Annotated in this window: 14 protein-coding genes; 10 read left to right on the top strand and 4 right to left on the bottom strand. The window is 61.7% G+C overall.

Annotated features, from left to right (window positions below):
- Nucleotides 1–91: 91 nt before the first annotated feature.
- From CDV49_RS14255 to CDV49_RS14235, 5 genes are all read left to right on the top strand, one after another.
- Nucleotides 92–5863 carry an AAA family ATPase gene (locus CDV49_RS14255; RefSeq protein ID WP_218821981.1) on the top strand — a complete coding sequence of 1924 codons (5772 nt, stop codon included), beginning with the start codon at nucleotides 92–94 and terminating at the stop codon, nucleotides 5861–5863.
- The gene (locus CDV49_RS14250) at nucleotides 5863–6891 is read left to right on the top strand and encodes a hypothetical protein (protein ID WP_088216083.1); all 1029 of its coding nucleotides are present in this window, start codon (nucleotides 5863–5865) and stop codon (nucleotides 6889–6891) included. Before CDV49_RS14255 ends, CDV49_RS14250 begins: the two co-directional genes overlap by 1 nt.
- Before the next feature lie 223 nt (nucleotides 6892–7114).
- A complete protein-coding gene (locus CDV49_RS14245; RefSeq protein WP_088216082.1) occupies nucleotides 7115–12511 on the top strand; it encodes a RecQ family ATP-dependent DNA helicase in 5397 nt (1798 codons plus the stop codon).
- A 111-nt stretch (nucleotides 12512–12622) separates the two neighbouring features.
- On the top strand, nucleotides 12623–12889 hold the full coding sequence (locus CDV49_RS14240) for a hypothetical protein (RefSeq protein WP_088216081.1): 267 nt from the start codon (nucleotides 12623–12625) through the stop codon (nucleotides 12887–12889).
- Nucleotides 12886–13200: a type II toxin-antitoxin system RelE/ParE family toxin gene (locus tag CDV49_RS14235; protein ID WP_088216080.1), complete on the top strand. Its 315-nt coding sequence runs from the start codon at nucleotides 12886–12888 to the stop codon at nucleotides 13198–13200. Before CDV49_RS14240 ends, CDV49_RS14235 begins: the two co-directional genes overlap by 4 nt.
- A 225-nt stretch (nucleotides 13201–13425) precedes the next feature.
- Here the strand turns inward: CDV49_RS14235 and CDV49_RS14230 are convergent, their stop codons facing one another.
- A complete protein-coding gene (locus CDV49_RS14230; RefSeq protein ID WP_088216079.1) occupies nucleotides 13426–13947 on the bottom strand; it encodes a DUF2285 domain-containing protein in 522 nt (173 codons plus the stop codon).
- 58 nt (nucleotides 13948–14005) lie between these two features.
- Nucleotides 14006–14209 carry a transcriptional regulator domain-containing protein gene (locus CDV49_RS14225; protein ID WP_088216078.1) on the bottom strand — a complete coding sequence of 68 codons (204 nt, stop codon included), beginning with the start codon at nucleotides 14207–14209 and terminating at the stop codon, nucleotides 14006–14008.
- Between the two features lie 217 nt (nucleotides 14210–14426).
- On the opposite strand from CDV49_RS14225, the gene CDV49_RS14220 reads away from it, so the two are divergent.
- From CDV49_RS14220 to CDV49_RS14200, 5 genes are read left to right on the top strand one after another with little or no spacing between them, the layout of a single operon-like run.
- The gene (locus CDV49_RS14220) at nucleotides 14427–15104 is read left to right on the top strand and encodes a CerR family C-terminal domain-containing protein (RefSeq protein WP_088216077.1); all 678 of its coding nucleotides are present in this window, start codon (nucleotides 14427–14429) and stop codon (nucleotides 15102–15104) included.
- Nucleotides 15101–16117 carry a secretion protein HlyD gene (hlyD, locus tag CDV49_RS14215; protein WP_088216076.1) on the top strand — a complete coding sequence of 339 codons (1017 nt, stop codon included), beginning with the start codon at nucleotides 15101–15103 and terminating at the stop codon, nucleotides 16115–16117. Before CDV49_RS14220 ends, hlyD begins: the two co-directional genes overlap by 4 nt.
- The gene (locus CDV49_RS14210) at nucleotides 16114–17877 is read left to right on the top strand and encodes an ATP-binding cassette domain-containing protein (RefSeq protein WP_179209225.1); all 1764 of its coding nucleotides are present in this window, start codon (nucleotides 16114–16116) and stop codon (nucleotides 17875–17877) included. The genes hlyD and CDV49_RS14210 overlap by 4 nt, the downstream gene beginning before the upstream one ends.
- Nucleotides 17874–19031: an ABC transporter permease gene (locus CDV49_RS14205; RefSeq protein ID WP_088216075.1), complete on the top strand. Its 1158-nt coding sequence runs from the start codon at nucleotides 17874–17876 to the stop codon at nucleotides 19029–19031. The genes CDV49_RS14210 and CDV49_RS14205 overlap by 4 nt, the downstream gene beginning before the upstream one ends.
- Before the next feature lies 1 nt (nucleotide 19032).
- Nucleotides 19033–20145 (top strand): ABC transporter permease, encoded by a 1113-nt coding sequence (locus CDV49_RS14200; protein ID WP_088216074.1) that lies wholly within the window; start codon nucleotides 19033–19035, stop codon nucleotides 20143–20145.
- Nucleotides 20146–20274: 129 nt separating this feature from the next.
- On the opposite strand, the gene CDV49_RS14195 is transcribed toward CDV49_RS14200, so the two are convergent.
- Complete coding sequence (locus tag CDV49_RS14195; RefSeq protein WP_088216073.1) at nucleotides 20275–20541, bottom strand: conjugal transfer protein TraD; 267 nt, start codon at nucleotides 20539–20541, stop codon at nucleotides 20275–20277.
- Between the two features lies 1 nt (nucleotide 20542).
- The gene (locus CDV49_RS14190) at nucleotides 20543–20869 is read right to left on the bottom strand and encodes a conjugal transfer protein TraD (protein WP_179209224.1); all 327 of its coding nucleotides are present in this window, start codon (nucleotides 20867–20869) and stop codon (nucleotides 20543–20545) included.
- Nucleotides 20870–20998 lie beyond the last annotated feature (129 nt).

The following is a 20998-nucleotide window of genomic DNA, read 5'->3' as shown; positions in this document are numbered from 1 at the left end:
TCTGGATGAGCTTCAGGGCCTGCAATAACGTGTTAACCGATGACTTTGAGAGGAACTTTCGTTGATGTTGTCCGAGGGGGGGGGGGCTTTGTTGTCGCCGGAGCTGATTCTGGAAATCTTTCAGATCATCCCGAGTGACCGGCGGAGATTTGCAGAGCATTTCGACTTCATAGACAAAGCCGACAGGGGCGATGACGGTCTTTTTTATCCCGCGCTGCTTGAGCGGATGAATGCGAACCCGGGCTGGTGTCGTTCGCTGGAATCGGCATTCCAGAGGTCCGGGCGGGAAAAGGACCGCCAACGCGCGCCCAGCTCCAGAGCCTGGAGATGGCTGAAAGGCGCGGTGCCAGATATTGCCGAACTGGACGCTGACCCGACCCTTCTCGAGGCGGGGGAGATGGACGAGATTGTCGGGAAGATGGCCCCAACCCAGCGGGCCGTGTTCGAGTTGTTCATACGGTTTCTGAAAGGTGATGCCAGCCCGCCGCCAGAGACCACGGCTGCGCACCGCCAAGAGGGGGATCTACCGGAATGGATGGTCCTGCGCGAACAGATGCGCGAGACCTTGGATCGGCTGCTGGAAGCGGACGTTGATGTCGCCTCGGACCTTTTGGGGTTGGCCGAAGACCTTCAGGCCGCTTGCGCTGAGCATCTGCGCGAAGCAGACACCCGGCAGAAAGAAAGGGCCCAAGCCCGACGGGCCGCGTTTTTTGCTCCGCTTGGCTGGCTTTCCGATTTCCCCGGGGGGGAGGACCTTCTCGCGCAAGCGAAGGCGAGCTACGACATCGACGCTGTCGAAGCCGCCATCGGCCCGGTGATCGTGGCAGAAGCCGATTGGCAGATTGCCCTCAGCCGCCGCGATGAAGCGGTGCGCGTCGAAGACGAGATACGGGCGGACCGAGACCGCAGCAAAGCCGAACTGAGGGCCGCCGGAAAGCAAGCGGAGCTGATGGAGGAGGCTGAGAACGCGGCCCGTGGACTTCTGGAGGAAGCGGTTCGCACAGCCTTGCAGGAACTCGAGAGCACTCCTGCCGTCGTGGGTGCCGACGTGGGACCCTCCGGCGACGAGGATATGCCCGGACCTGCGGAAGATGCGATGGCTCCAGAGGATCAGGCGGCATCGGACACGGTCGCCCCCCAGCCTGTGGTCGCAGTGGTCCCCGAGCCCGCCACCGTTCCAGATACAGAGATCGTTGCCCCGGCACCGCAAGAAGATTTGCCGCAAGCCGCGGGAGAGATTGCCCGGCTTTCGGCCATTTTCGATGAACCCGCGCCCGCAGCGTCAGAGCAGAACGCGCAAGGTGACGACGAGGGCGCAGACGAAGAGCCTGCGGCGGTCTGGACCGGCCGCAGGTCGCTTGATGATCTTTTGGCGGATTACCTTGGCAACGGCGAGACGGCTCTGGCGTGGCATTTCGCCGATCTGGCGGATGAGAATGGCTATCACGTGGCGATTTCACCGCTTCTGATCCGTGCGCTTGCCGTTGGTCCGGCGATTACCGGGCCCTATGACCCCTCGACCCAGGCCGTGGGAGAGCTGCTCGCTTCGGCGATGTCGGCACTGGATCGCGCGGCGGGCGAAAGCGCATTGGCGGGGCAACGAGCGCGCGGGATTGCACTCGCGGCGCTTCTGCGTCCGGCCTTGATGGCGCGAGACACCAACGCGCGAGATCTGCTGGCCAATCTGTCGCTCGCCGGCCAATGGTCGGCCTATGCCGGTGTGGTGAACAGCCTGACCGAATTGCGGCATGATCTTCAGCCCAGCGTCGCCGAGTTGCGTGCGCTGGCCGGGGTCGAAAAGCAACGCCGCCTGCCGCAAGTGGTCGCGGAGATTCAGGGTTGGCTGCCTGGGGCGCGGGCGGCTCAACACAAGCACGCCCCCTCGAACACCGTTTTGCATGGTATCCTTTCCGCGCAAGGCGAGCTGGGCCGGTTCTTCGAGGCCGCCAGCCTGGACGACCTCGCAACGGTTGATGCCGGGGTCGAGTTTCTGCTGGGGCTAACGGGCGACAAGAGCGTTGCTGCAGATCTTGTTACCACGAAAGAAAAAGAACTCGATCGCCCCCGAAGCGATGCGATCCGTGGCACGGCACTGGACTGGATCTGTCGTAAGCTACGCGATGGGGCAGAGCTGCTTTTGCGTTGGCGCACCGCAAGGCATGAAGATGGTGGCGTCGATAGTCGCCACGGAGAGGGCTTGCAGCGGTATATCAGCAACCTGAGGAAGGAGCTGGAGCAGGTCAGAGGCGAGCCGTCGTCCGGGGGCGACCTCGATGCAGCGGTGCAAATCTGCGTTGATAGAGCAATCGAAGATCTCATTGCTGTTCTTGAAGGGCGTGCCGGCGTCGCTGCGGCGGGGCGCATCTCGGATGTCATGAATCTCCCCTTGCTGCGCCTGCCCGGCATCTGTCAGCCGTTTGCGCCCGAGGATGCCGCATATGCCGAAGAACGGCGCATTCAGCGTGCCCGTCTGTTGGAGGCGCTCTCCTCACCTCAGGACATTGCGCCCGACGAGGTGACCGCCCTGCGGCGACATTTCGAGGAGCGCGCGCTTCTTCCCGCGGGCCAGATCCTGGCCCGACTTGAGAGAGCGGGGATCCTGGCCGAATCCGATCTGGTGGACCTGACCCAAGAGAAGGACGAGGTGCTGGAGGCAGCCGTCAAGGATGCAAAAAGCAGCATCAAGTCACTGCGCCACGAGCTGGAGCCCCTGCAAAGCATCGACCTCAGCACGTCGCAAGAGATACAGCAATGGCTCGACCGGCTTACGGTGATCGAAAAGGTCGTCTCCAGGGCTTCCGAAGGCGACCCCGTTCTGCCCATGCGCGACGGCATACGCGCCCGTGATATTCCGGCCGATTTCCCTCAGCTGGCGGCGGTCCTCGACGTTGGTCGGCAGCTGCGCGATTCCGTGCGCGACAGGATCATGCGCGACCAGGAAGGTCGGCTGCGGGCCTTGATTGAACGCTATCAGTCTGAGGGTGTTCCGGAATTGGTCGCGCAGGCGCGCGAGGTCGTGTCGAGCCTTGCGGAGCGCGATCTTCTCACCGTCGAGGATATCGTGATCCGTTTGCAGAACGGACAGAACCTCGCTCTGAGCGAAGACGGGAAAGAGGACTATTTCTCGATCTTCTACCCCGATTTCGTTGTGGCCCTCGCCACGGAGGATACCGGCGGAGGGAAAATCTCGCCGGCCATCGACAAGGGGGCTCGGCTCGGACCGCTGGATTTCACCGCGCTGGACGAAGGGGAACGCAAGCGCTCTGGCCAGTTGTTCGAGAACTGGCGCGCGCTGAAAAATGCGATGAGCCCCAATCGCGGCGACCTGGGCCAGTCTCTTCGCAATTTCATGGAGCGGCTCGGGTTCACCTCGGTCGTGATCGAGAGGGAGACCATTCTCTCGTCGCAACTGCGCACCATGCGGATGCGCTGCGATGAGCTGACGGCGCAGCATTGGTTCCTGCCACCGGCCTTCGGCAGTGAGGCTAGGGGCAGCTATCCGGTGTTTCTGGCCAGCGGGAACATCGACGACGAACAGGTCACGCGCGAGTTGGCGAAGGTCGGGCGCGATGCCCCGTGTATCCTGTTGGTTTTCGGGACCCTGACCAAGGCGCGGCGAGAGAACTTTGCCCTGGCCATGCGGCGCGCGAAACAGACCGTGCTGCTGATCGACGAGGCGCAGTTGCTCTATCTGGCGACGGGCAGTTCGTGGATGGAGCGGCTTTTCACCTGCGCCGCCCCGTTCGGCTATCTCCAGCCCTATACGACCAGCCCCGGGAAAATCCCGCCAGAGATGTTCTTTGGCCGCGAGGAGGAAATCGCCAAGATCGAATCCACCACGGCGGATGGTTGTCTGGTCTATGGCGGCCGGCAGCTTGGCAAATCCGCATTGCTGCACCATGTCCGCAAGCGCTTCCACCAGGTCGATATCGGGCGTCATGCCTATTATCTCAAGATCGATGAATTCGGCGGCCAAGTGCAGTCCGCCGATCAGATCTGGACATTGATCCAGCGCGAACTCACCGCAGGCGAGGTCTTGTCCAAATCGGCGGAAAGCCCGGATGACATTCGCGATGGCATCCTCGCCTGGCTGGATCGCGGCGGCGAGCGCAGGATCCTGCTACTGATCGACGAGGCCGACATGTTCCTCGCCTCGGAAGCGCGCAGCGGCTTCCCGAACCTCAACCGCCTCAAAGACATCATGGAAATCTCGGCGCGGCGCTTCAAAACCGTCTTCGCGGGTTTGCACAATGTGCGCCGGATGGCCAGGGCGCCGAACTCGCCGCTTGTCCATCTTGGAGAGCCGATCTGCATCGGGCCGATGAACACCACCAGCGCAAGCAGCGTCCAGGCGCGCCGTCTGGTAACCGAGCCCATGCGTGCAGCGGGCTTTGACTATGCCTCGCCGGATCTGGTTCACGCGGTGCTGACCCGCGTCAATTACTATCCGTCGCTCGTTCAGGTGTTTTGCAAGGCGCTTCTCGAGGGGATGTCCAATCAGGTTCGACCCAGGGGGCAGGGTCCGCGCTGGTCGCTCGAGAAGGAAAATCTGTTCGAAAGCAACGAGGATATCAACTCGCAGATCCGCGAGCGCTTTCAGTGGACGTTGAATCTCGACCCGCGATACGAGCTGATCGCCAAGGTCCTGGCGCTCTACCGGCTTGACAATGCCGAGGGTGACGGGAACGCGATGAGCCCCGCATTCATCTTCCGCGAGGTTGAGAATTTCTGGCCGCGCGGTTTTGAAAAGCTGCCGACCGAGGATTTCAGCGCCTTTCTGGACGAGATGGTCGACCTTGGCGTGCTGAACCGCTCGGGGAAGGGGGGCTATGGGTTGCGGGGGGCGCAGGTCGCCCAGATGCTGGGTCAACGCGAACAGCTGGAACAGGAAATTCTGCATATCGCGGAGAAGGAGCCGAGGGTCGATTATGACCCGAGCTTCTACCACCGCCGCGCCCGCCCGGATCAGTCCGAGCGCCGCTCGCCGCTCTCGGACAATGCGCTGCAGGCGTTGTTTGACACCCGTGTCCCCGGCATCCGCTTTGTGGTGGCCCCACCCGGGATCTGGGGAAGCGATGCGGCCACGGCCATTGCGGAACTGGCCGATGGCTGGCGGGATGGCGAGGGGGTTCTCAGCGGCAGTCTTTTCACTGGCGGGGATGATGATCTGCGTCGTCAGGTCGAACGGTCCAACGGTCGTCGGGTCCTGGTGATCCCAGCGGCAACCAAAGGAGCGCAAAAGTGGGTGCGCTGGCTCGCCACTCGCGAGCTGGTATCCCAGCAAGGGACGGTCCTGCTGGTATTTGTGGGATCGCATGAGCACATTGCCCGTGCGCGTCCCGCTGCCGATCAGCGGGTCGAGATCAAGATGTTCCGGGCCCGCCCATGGGAGCGTAACATGGTGCGCGCATGGCTCGCCGAAGGCGGCCTTCAGGCGCTTGATACCGCCGAGTGTCGTGACGCTTTGCTTGATGTGACGGGCGGCTCGCCTCTGCTGCTGAACGGACTGCGCACCCAGCTGGAGACGCTGGTGACCGAGCGGCGTGGGAAAGCCACCGCCGAAGCGATCCGCACGATGGGCGAAAAGCTCGGGATCTTGCCCGGCGAGGTCGGCTTGCCGGAAAGCCTTGTCCCCCTGTTCTGCACGGCGGTCGAGCTTTTGGGTCAAGGCGAAGAGCGCGGCACCTTGATCGATCTGCTGGTCGAGGAAGGAAACGCTGCGGCGGATCGGGACATCCGGTTGATGGAACGGTTGGGGTTGTTCCGGCCTGCCCCCGACGGTTCCAACCTGATCCGGAGTTCTGCCCTTGCGGCGCTGGTCTTCCGAACCTGCGAACGACCTGCGGCAGCGCGCGTGCGCTGATGAGCATTCAGGCGCCTGAAGTCTGGAGCCTGCCGACGCCGGCGCAATTCCTTGCCGAAGCGGAGGCCACGGTTTTTCAGGGCGGCGCTGTCCTTGCCCTTGATCCGTCCATCCCGCCCGGGCTGCCCACAGAACTGGCGCGCCGGTTTCAAAACAGCCACAGCACCCATCGGCTTCAGGTTGGGGCGGGCGAAAGCCCCCTCGCCAGGCTGGCGGATGCACTTGGTTGCGACGCGGCGATGAAAGCGCTTGTCGCAAATCCGGAGACTGTCGCAATCGTTGAAGGGAGCGATCTGCCCCCGGCAGACCAGAAGGTCTGGCAGGTGTTTTTGCAACGCTTTGCCCGCGAGCGCGCACTGGCCGGCGACGGTCTGGCGATATTGTTCCTGGGTTCGGCGATCGCAACCGCAGACGGTTTCGTTCAGATCGCATGGAGCGGTCGGGTGAGGCGGATTGATGCGATGATCTGGGCAGAGTTCCATGTTCCATCTGGCCGATCAGCGTTGTTTCAGGATCTGGCTGTGAATTTAGCCGCAGAACTGTGCGGCTGGCGCCTGGATCTGGTTGCGGATCTCGTGAGCCAACGCGAGGAGGACATTCTTGCTCCGGAAGGGTGGCTGCGCAGGAATGCGGATCGTGGTTTTGGTTTTGAGGTGAACTATGGCAGCCGCAGCTTTCAGTGCCCCGTGCATCTTCTTGCGCTCGGGCTGATCAAAGAAATAGAGTTGCGAACATGGCGCGCTCAACTGGCGACGCTATTCCCTTGGATTGAGGAACACCGTCTACGGATCATTGACCGGTATCGGAAATTTTTGCGCATAGACGATCACCTGCTAAAGCTGCAGGTGAGTGAAGTGGAGAACATTGAATTGGGGGCGCTGCGATATCAGTTGCGCGCGCACCTTTCCCGAACAGAACTTGAGCATATTGAGGTTCTTGCGTCTATGCGTAATGACTTAGCCCATCGCAAACCGGTCTCTCCACAGAGCTTCATACGTGCTTTGGATCTATCGGATGCTCTGCGTTAGTTGGCAGCGTTGCAACACGGGAACCTCTGTAATCCCCCGAGTGGGTTCTCCGCAGTGAAGCTTATGCATCACTTTTCGTACGTGAAAGTTTTTGGACGACGCTGGCCGGTGAGGGGGCGGGTTCCCGCCCTGGGCGAGATGGACAATTCTCGGTTTTTGCCACGCTTAGGGCATATTCCGGGATGATAACGCCAAGGTCGCTATCGGCTGCCTGCACCACCACATGAATGACCTAATTTCAACCATATGCACGAATCTGCTTGAGCGTTGTCAGGCGCTCGACATTGAGGCGGCGTCTAAGGGTGTGGCTGGTGATCAGCGTATCTTCGATGTTGCCGTCGTGGGTTTTGCCACGGTGTCAAAAGAGATGGTGCTGCGGCTGGCTCCAGATCCTGCCGGGCAGGCCGACGCTGCCAGACAGATTGTTGCCCGGTTGCGAGGGAACGAATTTACCGTCGGGCATAATATTGATGCGCATGATATCGGCATACTCGCCCGATACCAACCAGCTGCGGCTGACCTGGTCACCATAGACACACTTCGCCTGTCCCCCCTTGCATTCCCCGAAAAACAATCTCACGCGCTGACAAAGTCCTACAAAGAGGACGGGGCCTGGCTTGGCAATGACCCGGCGCAGGACGCGCTTTTGTCGATGGACCTGTTGCGCAGTCAACTTGATGCGTTTGAGGCCATGGAGCCGGACTGGCTGCGCATCCTGCATTTTCTGACAACGCTTGGCCCAGGAACGGCCGGATACAATGCCCTGTTCAACGAGGTGCGCGGGTATGGGGCCGATAGTGCTCCTCCATGTGACACGCGGGTAGAGGTCGCCGGAGTCCTGGCCGACCTGCGCCGCATGTTCGACGGGCAGCTTTGCCTGGAAGGCTTGGTGGCGGCCCTTCGTCACAGCTGGCGTTCGGAAGATGGCTGGTCACTCGCCTATGCGCTCAGTTGGGTCAGAAACCGAAATTCTCGTAGCGCTCCGGCTCCATGGTTGCTGGAGGCAGTGCCTGGTTTCGGCTCCGTGCTGGATCAGCTGCGCGAAGGCGGCTGTTGGCGTGGGCACTGTCGCTGGTGCCGGGAAGGTGACTCGATCGCCGAACGGGCGGCGCAATGGTTTCCCCCTCCCGAAGGCGAGGCCTTCAGCTTTCGGGGACCGCGTGATGCCGAGGACCGCTTCGTTCAGGAGCGAGTGATGGAGGCGGGGCTCGCGCGCCGCTCCTATCTTGCGATCATGCCGACGGGCAGTGGCAAGTCGCGCTGTTTCCAGCTGGCAGCGATGGAGCGGCATCGGCGGACCGGCGATCTTTCGGTGGTCATCTCACCGTTGAAGGCGCTGCAAAAGGATCAGGTCGCACAGGCGGGCACGGCAGGGCTGCCGGGCGTCTTTCATCTGAATGCCGAATTGTCTGAGATAGAGCGCCAGGCCGTCAATGATGCCATCCTGGGGGGGGAGGCGGCGCTGCTCTACGTTGCACCTCCGCGACTGGCGTCGGATGGGTTCAAGCGGCTGCTTGCAACGCGCCGCATCGGCGCATGGATCTTTGACGAGGCGCATTGCATCAGCGAATGGGGCAACAGCTTTGTCGGGGACTATCGCCGCGCCCTGACCTGGCTTGATGGGGTGGGTGCGCCCGGCAGCGATACCGCCCCGGTCCACTGTCTGACTGCGACCGCGCCGCCGGCTGTGCGCAAGGATATCCTTGATGCAATGCGCGCCGCGAACGGACGCGAACTGGAAGTGATCGACGGCAGCGCCCATCGCGACAACCTTTCCTATGAGGTGCGCGAGGGCTCTGCCGACACGGCTGCAATCTGCGCGATCCTTTCCGAGCACGAACCCGACGCCCGGGTGATCGTCTACGTCGGCACGCGCGACGAGGCCGAAGCCCTGGCAGCATCGTTGGCAGGGGCTGGACAGGCCGCCGCAGCCTACCATGCCGGGCTTGACCCGGACGTCCGCCATCAGGCGGAGGTGGCGTTCCGTGCGGGCGAGGTCAGGATCATCGTTGCGACGATCGCCTTCGGCATGGGGGTGGATCCGCCCCAAGTGCGGCTGGTGATCCATGCGGGAATTTCGTCCAGCCTGATGGCCTATGTGCAGGAAGCCGGGCGCGCGGGGCGCGATGGGCAGCCCGCGCGTTGCGTTCTCTTTTCGGACAGCAATGAGATCGACCGCGGCTTTGCGCGGATCGCGAAGGCTCAGGTCAGCAAAGAGGATGTGGATGCAACCCTTGGGTTCTTTCTGTCGATGGCCGAGGCGCGGCGCAAATCCGGTTCCCGTGCCGCAGCCGAAAGGAAGGGGCCGCGCACAAGGATTTTTTCCGCCCCCTACCGGGTGATGGCCCGCGACATCTTCAAGGTGGCAGAGGGGGCCGCCTCTGCCGCGCGCTGGCGTCAGACGGTTGCCCGCATCGAGCGCATTATCGACACGCTGGAGCGCGCGGGCCTTGTGCGGAAGGAAAGACCGGTACGGCGTCTAGATGCCTTGCGCGTCCGGCTTGATCGGCTGAAAACGCGGCATCTTTTGCCGCGGCGGCAGCAACAGTTGCTTGCCATCCTAGAGCAGGGCGGCTGGACCATGCGGGACGAAATGGGGAAACCGCTGGGCGAGGATAGGCTTGCCGAAGCGATGGGCTTGTTCGATCTAGAGAGCGAAGCCATCGCGAATGACGCCGTGCGCGGTTTGGTCAAGGCCGGTGTATTGTTCTGGGCGCATGAGATCGAGATCTCCATCATGAGCAAGCGACCTCTTGATGCCGGAAAAAGGCAGTCCGAAGCGCGGTTGATTCTGGAACGCAAGCTGCTGGAGGTTCTGGAGGCAGATGACGATGCCCGGCGCGCCGAAGAAGAGGCATCGGCAGATCGAGAGGGACGCAAACCAAATCCGTTGCCGCCGCCAAGCATGTCCCTTGCCGATCTGCGGTTGAAGCTGCGCGGAGGTAAGCGGCTGGATGTGCAGGCAGAAGAACTCGAGCCCAGCCCCCGCGAAATCCGCGATGCCTTGCTGTCACTGCGGCGCGAAAAATTTCTCGGACTGGATTTCAAGGCGCTATCGCCGCGCTCTCCGATAACGATCCACAAGGATGCCGAATGGTCTAAAGTTCGGCATCGCCATATAAGATCGGGTGAGCGGCAGGCCGCCATATTGCGCGCGCTCGAGATGGTGGCGAACAAAGCTGGACAGGCGCGCTTCACCATGCCGGAATTAGCGACTGATCTGCGGCGTGCCGAGATGGATCTTGCCGGTCTTTGGTCGGATGCGAACGGCGTGCCGCTGTCGGACCGATCTTTGGAGGAGATCATCGGGCGGGGGGTGAAATGGCTGATGGACACAGGCGAAATTCAGATTGGTCCTGGGTTGTTTCCCGAGATCGACGAGTGCCGCATCAGCTTCGTCGATCTGCTTGGCACGAAGCGCAACTCTTATACGAAAGACGCATATCGTCGCGGGTTGGCCGCCATTCAGGCCGAGGAAATATGGCAGCTGCACGCGATGGAGGGCTATACACAGGCGGTTGCAAAGGATACCTCCCGCGCGCCGGAGTTGCTGCAGAGCTATTTCACCCATTCAGTCGAAAATGTCGTGCGTGGGTTCTTCCCGCATGATGATCGCGCATTCGTCAATGCGAACAGGCCTGCGACCATTGCCCGGCAAAAGGATATGCTGTCCGGGCTGGACGAGCGTCAACGTGCGATTGTCGAGGCGGGAACAGATCTGAAGGACACGCTGGTTCTTGCGGGGCCGGGGTCAGGCAAGACGAGGGTTCTGGTCGAGCGTATCGTCTGGCTCGTGTCGGTTGAGCGTGTGCCGCCCGAGGAGGTTCTCGCGCTTTGCTACGGGCGCTTAGCGGCCGACGAAATCCGCAGTCGTCTTGTCGCGCGGCTGGGCGCACTTGGTCGAACGGTCGCCGTCCACACCTATCATGCCTTTGCCCTGCGTATCCTTGGCGAAAGCCTGCAGCACAGCCTTCATGATGTGGCTCCGGAGATCGCAAATCCCTATGCGCCCGAAGGCGGCCGCGCCGATCCTTTCGCTGATGTGTTGCAGCGTGCCACGGCCCTGCTGGAACGTCATCGTGCGCGCGGCGGTGACCTGTCGGATTACACGCTGCAAACTTATCGCTGGGTCTTCGTGGATGAATATCAGGATGTAACCCAGGCCTCGTTCAGTTTCATCTGCGAGATTGCAGAGCAGGCGAAAAAGCGCAGGCAGGCGGAGGCAAAATCGGCCGATGATCTTTACACTACCCGCTTTTGTGCCGTCGGGGATGACGATCAGAACATCTATGATTTCGGCGGCGCAAACGGCCGTTTCATCCGCGAGTTCGATGCGCATTTTCCCGGTGCCGAGCGCCGCGAACTGTTCTGGAACTACCGTTCATCTGGCGCGATCATCGCGGCAGCGGGCCGGATCATCGCCAATGTCGCCGACCGGATGAAGGTTCACGCCATCACGATTAATCCCGGACGCGCTGCTCTGCCCTCAGAGGGGAGTTACTACCGCAATGACGACCCTGGTCGCGGCCAGATCGAGCTTCTTGCACCGGCGGGGCGAGGCATCGCGTTTCAGGCGGCCGCTGCGGCTCAGGCGCTTCTGGACCAGTCCGCTCGTTTCGCGCCTGGAGAATGGGACTGGTCGTCGACCGCAATCCTTGTGCGGCAACGCGCGCATGTCGAGTTGGTTGAGAAAGAGCTCTCCCGTAGGGGCCTGCAGGTTTCCCGGAACATCAGGGGCCTCGTGCCGCTTCTGCGTGTTCGCGAGGCGACGAAGATCCAGAACTGGTTGAACAGATGCATCGATGCAGGTCAGCAGCTTGGTGCTCAGGATCTGCGCTCTCGCGCCATCGCGCTATGTGCAAGCGATCCTGGATTTTGGTCGGATGTGCTGTCACGGCACCTTCACCAGATAGCTGCGGGGCTGGTGGAGGGGGAGAACCTTCCTCCAGCGGATTTGCTCGATGACTTTACCGAATGGGCAGAGAGTTGGCAGGGCGAACAGATCGGGGTCAGGGTGCTGACCGCGCATAGTTCCAAGGGGCTGGAATTCGACAATGTCGTGGTCTGTGATGCCGACTGGACACGACAAAGTCAGGTTCTGAGTGATGCCGACTGGCGCCTGCTCTATGTCGCCGTGACACGGGCACGCAAGTTCCTGTCGATTGTCAGTTCTACCCATGGCAGCAGAGCCGCGCCTGGTGCCTGCCTTACCGGAGAAGCGAGCCGGGCGCGGGTCAGCAACGCATTACCGGCCGCGGGATCTTCTATTCAAGCCGGTGTTCCATGCAGCCTGCGCGAGGTCTATCTGTCCTTCCCGGCAAGGGGGGATGATGAAAAGATTGACGCGATGTCCAAGACCATTCGGCAACTGAAGACCGGTGACCCGTTGTTTGTCGGTGCGATGAGAGCGGGAGGTAGCGGGCGCAGATCAATCCATGTAGCCGAAGGTCGTCTTGCGGGTGAAACCTCTGGGAGGTTTCTGAACGAGGACAGTGGCGAGCTTGGCGCGCGTGTCTTTGCTATCGTGTTTTGGCGGAATGTGGATGATGGAGAAGATTTTCAGCCCCGAAATCAGCGAGAAAACTGGTGGGTCGCAATTCCCGAAATTCTGTCAGGTTAGGAAGGCGCTAGCGCAGATCATGATGCCGGACCGCTTTGGCAAAGATGGGTTCGGTCCATGTTGAATTCAGCGGCGATCTCGGTATGATGTAGTCATACTTAGGAGGGTTTCATGACCGTCAAAACTACGCTGAGCTTCACGGACCGCCATCACCGCTTCCTGACGGATAAGGTGGGGGCGGGCATCTTCGCCTCGCAATCCGCGCTGGTGGCAGCTGCGCTGGAGCAGATGATCCAGGACGAGGAGGAGCGCGAGGTCGCGCTGGGCGTCTTCGCCGACGAGATCCGAACCAGGCTGCAGACGCCGCGCGATGCCTTCGTTGATGGTGATGAGGTATTCGCCCGGGCTCGCGCCCGACTGGCCTCTGGTGATCGGTGATTTACCGCATCCGGTTCCATCCTTCGGTCGCTGACGATCTCGACTGGATTTCCGAATGGATTTCTGACTATGCTGGAGTATCCAGTGCTGCCACCAAGCTCGATGAAATCGAAGCGATGATCCGCAGCCTTGCGCTGACCCCGCATAAGGGAAGCAGACGCAACGAGATTGCACCAGGACTTCGGGCGATCCCGGCGGGACGGAAGGGTATCGTTGTATTCTCAGTCGACGATGATCTGCGTGAGGTCTATATATACGCCGTGAGTTATGGCGGGGCGGATTGGGTTCGGCGCAGCAAGGCGCGCAGCTGACTATGCGTAGCGCACAAGACCTCAGGCTGCTAGTGCGGCGCAGGGCGGGATGATCGCTTTGGACATTGCGAAACAGTTCGCAAGGCGCGCCCCCGCAACCACTTCTGTCATAAAACACTCGAAACCGACGTGTAATCAGATGCTTAGGGTCGCCGAAAGGCAGCCTTTTCTGTTTTGAAGCTGGCGGCATATCAGCCGTTTCGGCCATGCCGAAGCCCTGCGCGCTCAATGGCTGTCCGTTTTGATGGGATAGTGCAGCAGCAGCCGATAGCCGCCGCGCATCATCTTGATGCCATGGGCAACGAGGCGGCGGGCCTTGTTCTTACACGGATCGACTTCCCAATCCTCTTTCGTGCCGCTGAATCCTAGCAGTACTTTGGCGATGGTGCGGTAGCTCTCGCCGTGCAGGCGGGCGTCCAAGGCTCGTAGGGACAAGATGTGCCATTGGCGGAGTTGGGCGGGCATGACCCGAAACTCCGGACCCGGCCGGCGGCCTTCGACGGAGCGCCAGAACCGCCGGGCAGCATGTGATCGCAGTTCAAAGAAGGCATCCAACGGCAAGAACGTGCCGTAGAAGGTCGCAGCATCGGGAGCGGCGCGGGGCAGCCACAGTTGATGCGCGATGCCATCGGCCTGCCAGATGCCGTGCCAGCCATCGGTTGCGCGGTGCAGATCGAGGCCGTCGAGATGGGCGAGCCTAATTCTCGGTCCCCTCGTGCCGGTTTCATGTCTGACAGGCAACAGCATGACGGCATTCGCATACACGCGCGGCGACCAGAGCGCAGCTTGTAGATCAGCCGGCGTGTCAGGGTCGCTTGGGAAACAGCAAGCCCCAGCAATCCGCGAACGCTTCAAGGTCGCGGCCAGATGGTCTCCCGGTCTGTGCGATGGTCTGGAACTCCTGACGATAATCGTCATTCCGGCGCAGATACTCCCAAGCGAAACCGGGGGCAGCAAGCTGCCACATGTACCCGTAGGCCGCATGGTGCCACCACTCGATATGCAGCATGGTCACTCCTCCATGCTGGACCGTGGTTGGATAATCGACGCGAAGGCGAGCGAGGTCGGCACGCCCCATCGACGGTCGATCATCGGCGCTGAATGTCGCCGCCTCCGCATAGCCCGTCCTTTCTCAGCTCGCCTGCTTCTACTCGTAAAATTAATTCATCTGATTGACTAAATCAACCGGATGAATTAGTTTTCAGGTCTACTGAAAGGAAACGGCAATGAGACGACCAACGGCCGAACGAGGAGATGCCACGAGAGAAAGGCTTTTGAACGCCGCGATCGATGTGTTCGGCCTCAATGGCTTCCATGGCACGACGACCCGCATGCTGAACGAGGCAGCAGCGGTGAACCAGCAGGCCATCCCTTATTATTTCGGCGGCAAGGAAGGGCTCTATGTTGCCGCTGCCGAACACATCGGAGCGGTAATCTCCGGGAAGCTTACCGCCCCCCGGCAGATGCTGCACGACCGCCTTTCGAGAATGGACGAAGGGGGAGAGGTCATCGGGGATGCCGAGGCGCGGCAAATGCTCACTCTCGGACTCCAGACCTTTGCCGGGCTGATGATCAGCGATCAATCCGAACCTTGGGCGCGCTTCATCGTCCGTGAACAGATGGCACCCACGGAAGCCTTCGACCGGATTTATGCAGCGGTCATGCGTCCGATGCTCGGCATCGTATGCAGGCTTGTCGCCATCCTCCTCTCGGAAGACCCGGACAGCGAGCATGTGCGGCTACGCGCTCTGTCGCTCGCGGGTGGTATCCTTGTGTTCCGCATGGCGAGGGCGGCTGCGCTTCGCACACTCGCATGGGAAGCCATTGGCGACAGAGAAATCGACGTAATGCGCGCTCATGTCGCCGACCTCGTTGCCTCCTTCGGCCATGGACGCCGGTCATGAACAGGAAAGTCCTGCGCGCGTTGGCTGTGCTTGTCGTCGCGGGGGCTGGTGCGGCGTGGGCGTTTGACCTTCCTGCACGACTTGGCTGGACGGACTCTGCGATTTCACAGCAAGCCCTCCTCTATGGAAATGTCGATATCAGGCAGGTGGGCCTCGGCTTCCGTGTCGGCGGCCGTCTGGTCGAGGCGCTGGTCGAGGAAGGCGATACGGTGGCCGCCGGCGACTTGCTCGCACGTCTCGATACCCAGCCGCTGGAGGACAGCGTCCGTGCCGCCGAGGCACAGGTCGAGGGCTTGCGCGCCACTCTCGAAAAACTCGAAACCGGCGCTCGTCCCGCCGAAATCGCTCAGGCGCGGGCAAACCATACCGAACGTCTCGCTGACCTGCGGAATGCCCAGCAACGTCTGGAGCGCGCTGCCGCGCTTCGGCCGGGAGGCTCCATCTCGCAAGCCAGTCTGGATGAGGCTCAGTCCGCATATGACATGGCGGCCGCACGCGCCGCTTCGGCGCTGGAGGCGTTGCACCTTCTTGAAGAAGGCACGCGCGCCGAGGACATCGCAATCGCACGCGCCAACCTTCACGCGGCGGAGGCGAACCTTTCATCGGCGCGGACCTCGTTTGCCGATGCCGAGCTTCGCGCGCCCTCCGATGGCGTCGTTCTGTCACGAACGCAGGAACCAGGTTCGGTCCTTTCGCAGGGCCAAGTGATCTATGTGCTCTCGCTGGCGCAGCCCGTATGGGTGCGCGCTTATATTGCCGAGCCCGATCTCGGCCGAATCCATCCCGGCATGAACGTGGAAATCATGACCGATACCGCACCGGATCGCCCCTATCAGGGCACGGTCGGCTTCATATCGCCCGTTGCTGAGTTCACGCCTCGGTCGGTAGAAACGCCGGAACTGAGGACCGACCTCGTCTATCGGCTGCGTATCACCGTCGCCGAAGCCGACGAGGGGCTGCGGCAGGGAATGCCTGTCACGGTGCGGCTTCCCCTTTCGGAGCCGCCGGCATGACCATGCAGGATGGATCGACGGACAGCCGGCAACCCGTCCTCGTCGCTCTGTCGGACGTGACGAAAACCTTCGGGAGTAATGGACCTCCAGCTCTCGATGGTGTCTCCGGCTCGATCAGCGGTGGCAGGATCACCGGGCTGGTCGGGCCGGACGGCGCTGGCAAGACGACCCTGATGCGTCTGATGACGGGGTTGATGCTGCCCGACAAGGGCAGCATCAACGTGCTCGGCTCCGACACGCGCAAGGAAGCTGCCGCCATCCAGTCCGCCATTGGCTACATGCCACAGCGCTTCGGCCTCTACGAAGACCTCACCATAGCAGAAAACCTCAATCTCTATGCCGATCTGCGCGGCTTGGCCCATGCGGAACGGCCGGCGGTCTTCGACGAACTGCTGACCTTCACCGATCTCAAGCGCTTCACCGCGCGCCTCGCCGGAAAGCTTTCCGGCGGCATGAAGCAAAAGCTGGGATTGGCCTGCGCGCTCTTGAAGAAGCCGCGCCTCCTGCTGCTGGATGAGCCGGGCGTCGGCGTCGATCCCATTTCGCGCCGCGATCTCTGGGCCATGGTCGAGGACCTGACACGGGAAGGGATCGGCGTCGTCTGGGCGACCGCCTATCTCGATGAGGCCGAGGCTTGCGACAGCGTTCTGCTGCTCAACCAGGGCCAACTCCTGTTCGATGGACCACCTAGCGAGTTAACCGGACGCGTCGACGGCCGCGTCCTGAAGCTTACCGACATGGCCGGGCGTCGCCGACTGGTGCTGGCGAAGGCGCTCGACCGCGATGGCGTGATCGACGGGGTTATTCAGGGCGAAGCGATCCGGCTGGTGGTCCGGCCCGATATTGAGGCCGCATCCGCTATTCCTGAGGATGCGGGAGCAAAGGCACGTATCGCGCCGACACCACCGCGTTTCGAGGATGCCTTCGTTGATATGCTGGGCGGAGGCCCGGGCGGGCGATCCAAACTCGCCGAGGCTTCGCGCAGCTTCCCGGCAGAGGACGACCTGCCGGTTATCGAGGCGCACGGTCTGACCAAGCGTTTCGGCGATTTTACCGCGTCGGACGATATCACCTTCGCGATACCGCGCGGCCAGATTTTCGGGCTGCTCGGTCCAAACGGGGCGGGAAAGTCCACCACCTTCAAGATGCTCTGCGGCCTTTTGAAGCCCACGGAGGGCGAAGGCCGCGTCGCCGGTTTCGATCTGCGCCGAGACGGTGCGCAGGCGCGTAACCGGCTCGGCTACATGGCACAGAAATTCTCGCTCTACGGCGATCTCAACGTCGGACAGAACCTCGCCTTCTTCGCAGGGGTTTACGGCCTTTCCGGTCAGCGCAGGCGTGAGCGCATCGCGCTGATGACGGAGATTTTCGATTTCGCTCCGATCATGGGCATGTCGGCCAAGGATTTGCCGCTGGGTCTGAAACAACGTCTGGCGCTGGCCTGCGCCATGCTGCACGAACCCGAAGCCCTGTTCCTCGATGAGCCGACATCCGGCGTCGATCCGATCACGCGGCGGGAGTTCTGGACCCATATCAACGCGCTGGTCGAAAAGGGCGTGACCGTCCTCGTCACCACGCATTTCATGGACGAAGCCGAATATTGCGACCGCATCTCGCTGATCTATCGAGGACGCTCCATCGCCCTGGGCACACCGGACGAGTTGAAGTCCAGCGTGGCGACCGACGCCAATCCTAAGCCGACCATGGAGGATGCGTTCATCGAACTGGTCAAGCGCTCGGACGAAAGCATGGGGGCATGAGCGCGCCGGAGGTTTCAAGGACAACATCCCCGGTTCGTCTGGGCCGCACCCGACGTTTCGCCGCTCTCGTGCGCAAGGAGACGATTCAGGTGCTTCGCGATCCCAGCAGCATCCTGATTGCCTTCGTGCTGCCGATGGTGCTGCTGTTCCTGTTCGGCTACGGCGTCTCGCTCGACGCCAACCGTAGCCGCATCGGACTGGTGATCGAATCCGCATCGCCGCTGACGCAAGACCTTGCCGCCAGCTTCACGGCGTCTTCTTCTTTCGAAGTGATCCACGGCCGCGACCGGCGGGAATTCGAGGACGATCTCGTTCTCGGCCGGATCGGCGGCATCGTCGTCATCCCTGCCGCTTTCACAGCAGCTTTCGTCTCCGAAAGCGGTCCTACCGTGCAGGTCATCGTCGATGGCTCCGATCCCAACACCGCCAATTTCGTGCAGAACTATGTGCAGGGCGCGATCACAAACTGGCTGGCCTTACGCAATGCCGAAAGCCCCGTGTCTGGTGCGCCGATCACGGTCCAGCAACGCTTCTGGTTCAACCCGGAACTGACCAGCCGCTTCTTCCTCGTGCCAGGCTCCATCGCCATCGTCATGACGCTGGTGGGCACGCTGCTCACGTCGCTGGTGGTGGCGCGCGAATGGGAGCGTGGCACGATGGAGGCGATCATGGCGACGCCGGTCACAGCCCTGGAGCTGCTGGCCGGGAAACTCCTGCCCTATTTCATTCTAGGGATGATGGCGATGACGCTTTGTGTCGTGGTCGCCGTCATGCTTTTCGACTTGCCGTTCCGAGGCTCGATCGTCGCGCTCTACGCTGTGTGTTCCGCGTTCCTGATCCCTGCGCTCGGTCAAGGGTTGCTGATCTCCGCCCTCACCAAGAACCAGTTCCTCGCCTCGATGGTTGCGCTCCTTACGGCTTTCCTGCCCGCCTTCCTGCTCTCCGGCTTCATCTTCGAGATCGATTCCATGCCGTTCGTGATCCGGCAGCTTACGAGGGTCGTAGCCGCCAGCTATCTGATCCCCAGCCTGCAAACGGTGTTCCTCGTGGGCGACATCTGGCCGATGTTCGCAAGCAGCATCGCGATGATGCTGGCGATCGGGGCGGTCTTTTTCCTCATCGCAGCGCGTAGCACCAGAAAGCGGATCGGCTGAGATGTGGTGGACTCGGCTCAGGGCACTGATCGTCAAGGAACTGCTCGCGGTGCTGCGCGATCCCAAAAGCCGCGTTATCGTCATTGTTCCTCCCATCATGCAGCTCGTCGTCTTCTCTTTCGCGGCGACGCTGGAGGTCAGGAATGTGGACGTCATGGTTCTGAACTATGACGCCGGGCGCTGGGGACACGAGATCGTCCATCGTCTTGAGGGAGCGCCAACGTTCCAGACCGTTGCGCATGCCGACTCACCGCATGAATTGCGCGCGGCCATCGACAGGCAGACGGTTCTGGCCGCTATCCATATCGGCCCCACATTCTCACGCGATATAGAGGCCGCGCGCCCCGCCGACATCCAGATCATCCTCGACGGTCGCCGCTCCAATGCTGCGCAGATCGTCGGCGGCTATCTCGGTCAGATCGTCAACGCGGTAGCAGCCGAAACGCCCGCCGGGCAGCGAGCGGCATGGGGCGTGGTCAGTGTCGTGCCGCGCAACTGGTTCAATCCAAATCTCGAATTTCGCTGGTTTATGGTTCCCAATCTCGTCGGGGCTATTGCGCTTCTCATCGGCCTTATCGTCACGGCGCTGTCCATCGCCCGCGAGCGGGAGTTGGGCACTTTCGATCAACTCATGGTCTCCCCTTTGCGCACGCATGAAATCCTGATCGGCAAGCTGACCCCGCCCATGCTGATCGGGTTGTTCCACATCACCCTCTACATCGTGGTAGCGGTGTTCATCTTCGGCATCCCGCTGCGCGGCTCTCTCCTTCTGCTCTACGGCAGTGCGATCTTCTTCCTCGCTTCCGTTGTCGGTATCGGCTTGTTCATCTCGGCAATCTCCACGACCCAGCAGCAGGCCATCCTTGGGGCATTTCTATTCATGGCTCCCGCCATGCTGCTGTCCGGTTTCGCCACGCCCGTCGAGAATATGCCGACTTGGCTCCAGCCGGTCACGCTGATCAATCCGTTGCGCTACTTCCTCGTCGTCGTCAGAGGCGTGTTCCTCAAGGACATTCCTGTTGCGGAAGTTGTTTCCCAGACCGTGCCGCTCGCCTTGATCGCCGTCACGACATTGAGCAGCGCTGCCTGGCTGTTCAGAAGGCGCTCGGAGTAGTTCCGCGAAACGCTCCGTTTGCATGCTGGCGTACTTGGATGATGAACGGCGACTTGGCTTTGCGCGGCGTTGCCACGCGATGGCGGGCAGCGCTGCGATATGTGAGGTCTCCGCGCCGCCCGCCATCGGTCACGCCCGATCCTGCTGCGGTTGAGTTCTGTCATGTGCGCCTGCTGGACGTTCCGCATCGAACGCCGTCTTTCCCAGCTTCGTCCAGACGTCGCGCGCGTGTTCTCCGTCTTTGCTTCTGAGCTTGTCGGCCATCCAGAGCAGCGCACCGTAGATCATGGCACGATCATCGCCGGTCAGGTCCACGATGCCTGCCTTGACCACGAGGCCGCCGAGTTCGATCAGATGCCGCGTGCGCTTGCGGCGCTCGACCTGCCAGCTTCGCATGTCATTCCGCGCCCGTGCCGCCTGATGCCGGTTGCGCGCCGCCCGGTTGCGTCCGAGCGCCGCCAATGTCGCGGTCAGGCGCTGGCGCAGATCGCCGCGACCGGCCCTGAAAGAATGTGGCCCCACGCTTGGCCCACGCCTCCCTCTTTCCGGCATCGGTGGTTTCCGCCAGCACGATCAGCGCGCCCGCCAGTTCCTCGGCGGTGAAGGCATCGGCCCCGGTGGCGATCACCAGTTCGCCAAGCTGCTGCACTTTGCGGTTTCTTAGTTCCCGCGCCTTGTCCTCAAGCGCCTTCAGTTCCGCATCATAGTCCCGTGGTTTGCGCATCGTCGTCTCCATAAGCTTTTGATGCAGAGATGATAGTTGCGAAGGCGGCCGAACGCAGTATTGTTGCCGGGACGGTCTGGCACGGCCCGGTCCATCCCGAGATTTTTTCGAGGGAGGGCGCGCTTATAC

Source organism: Haematobacter genomosp. 1, assembly GCF_002196855.1.
Taxonomy (GTDB): domain Bacteria; phylum Pseudomonadota; class Alphaproteobacteria; order Rhodobacterales; family Rhodobacteraceae; genus Haematobacter.
Note: the sequence above shows the minus strand (reverse complement) of the source record. Positions and strands in the feature narration are given on the sequence as shown.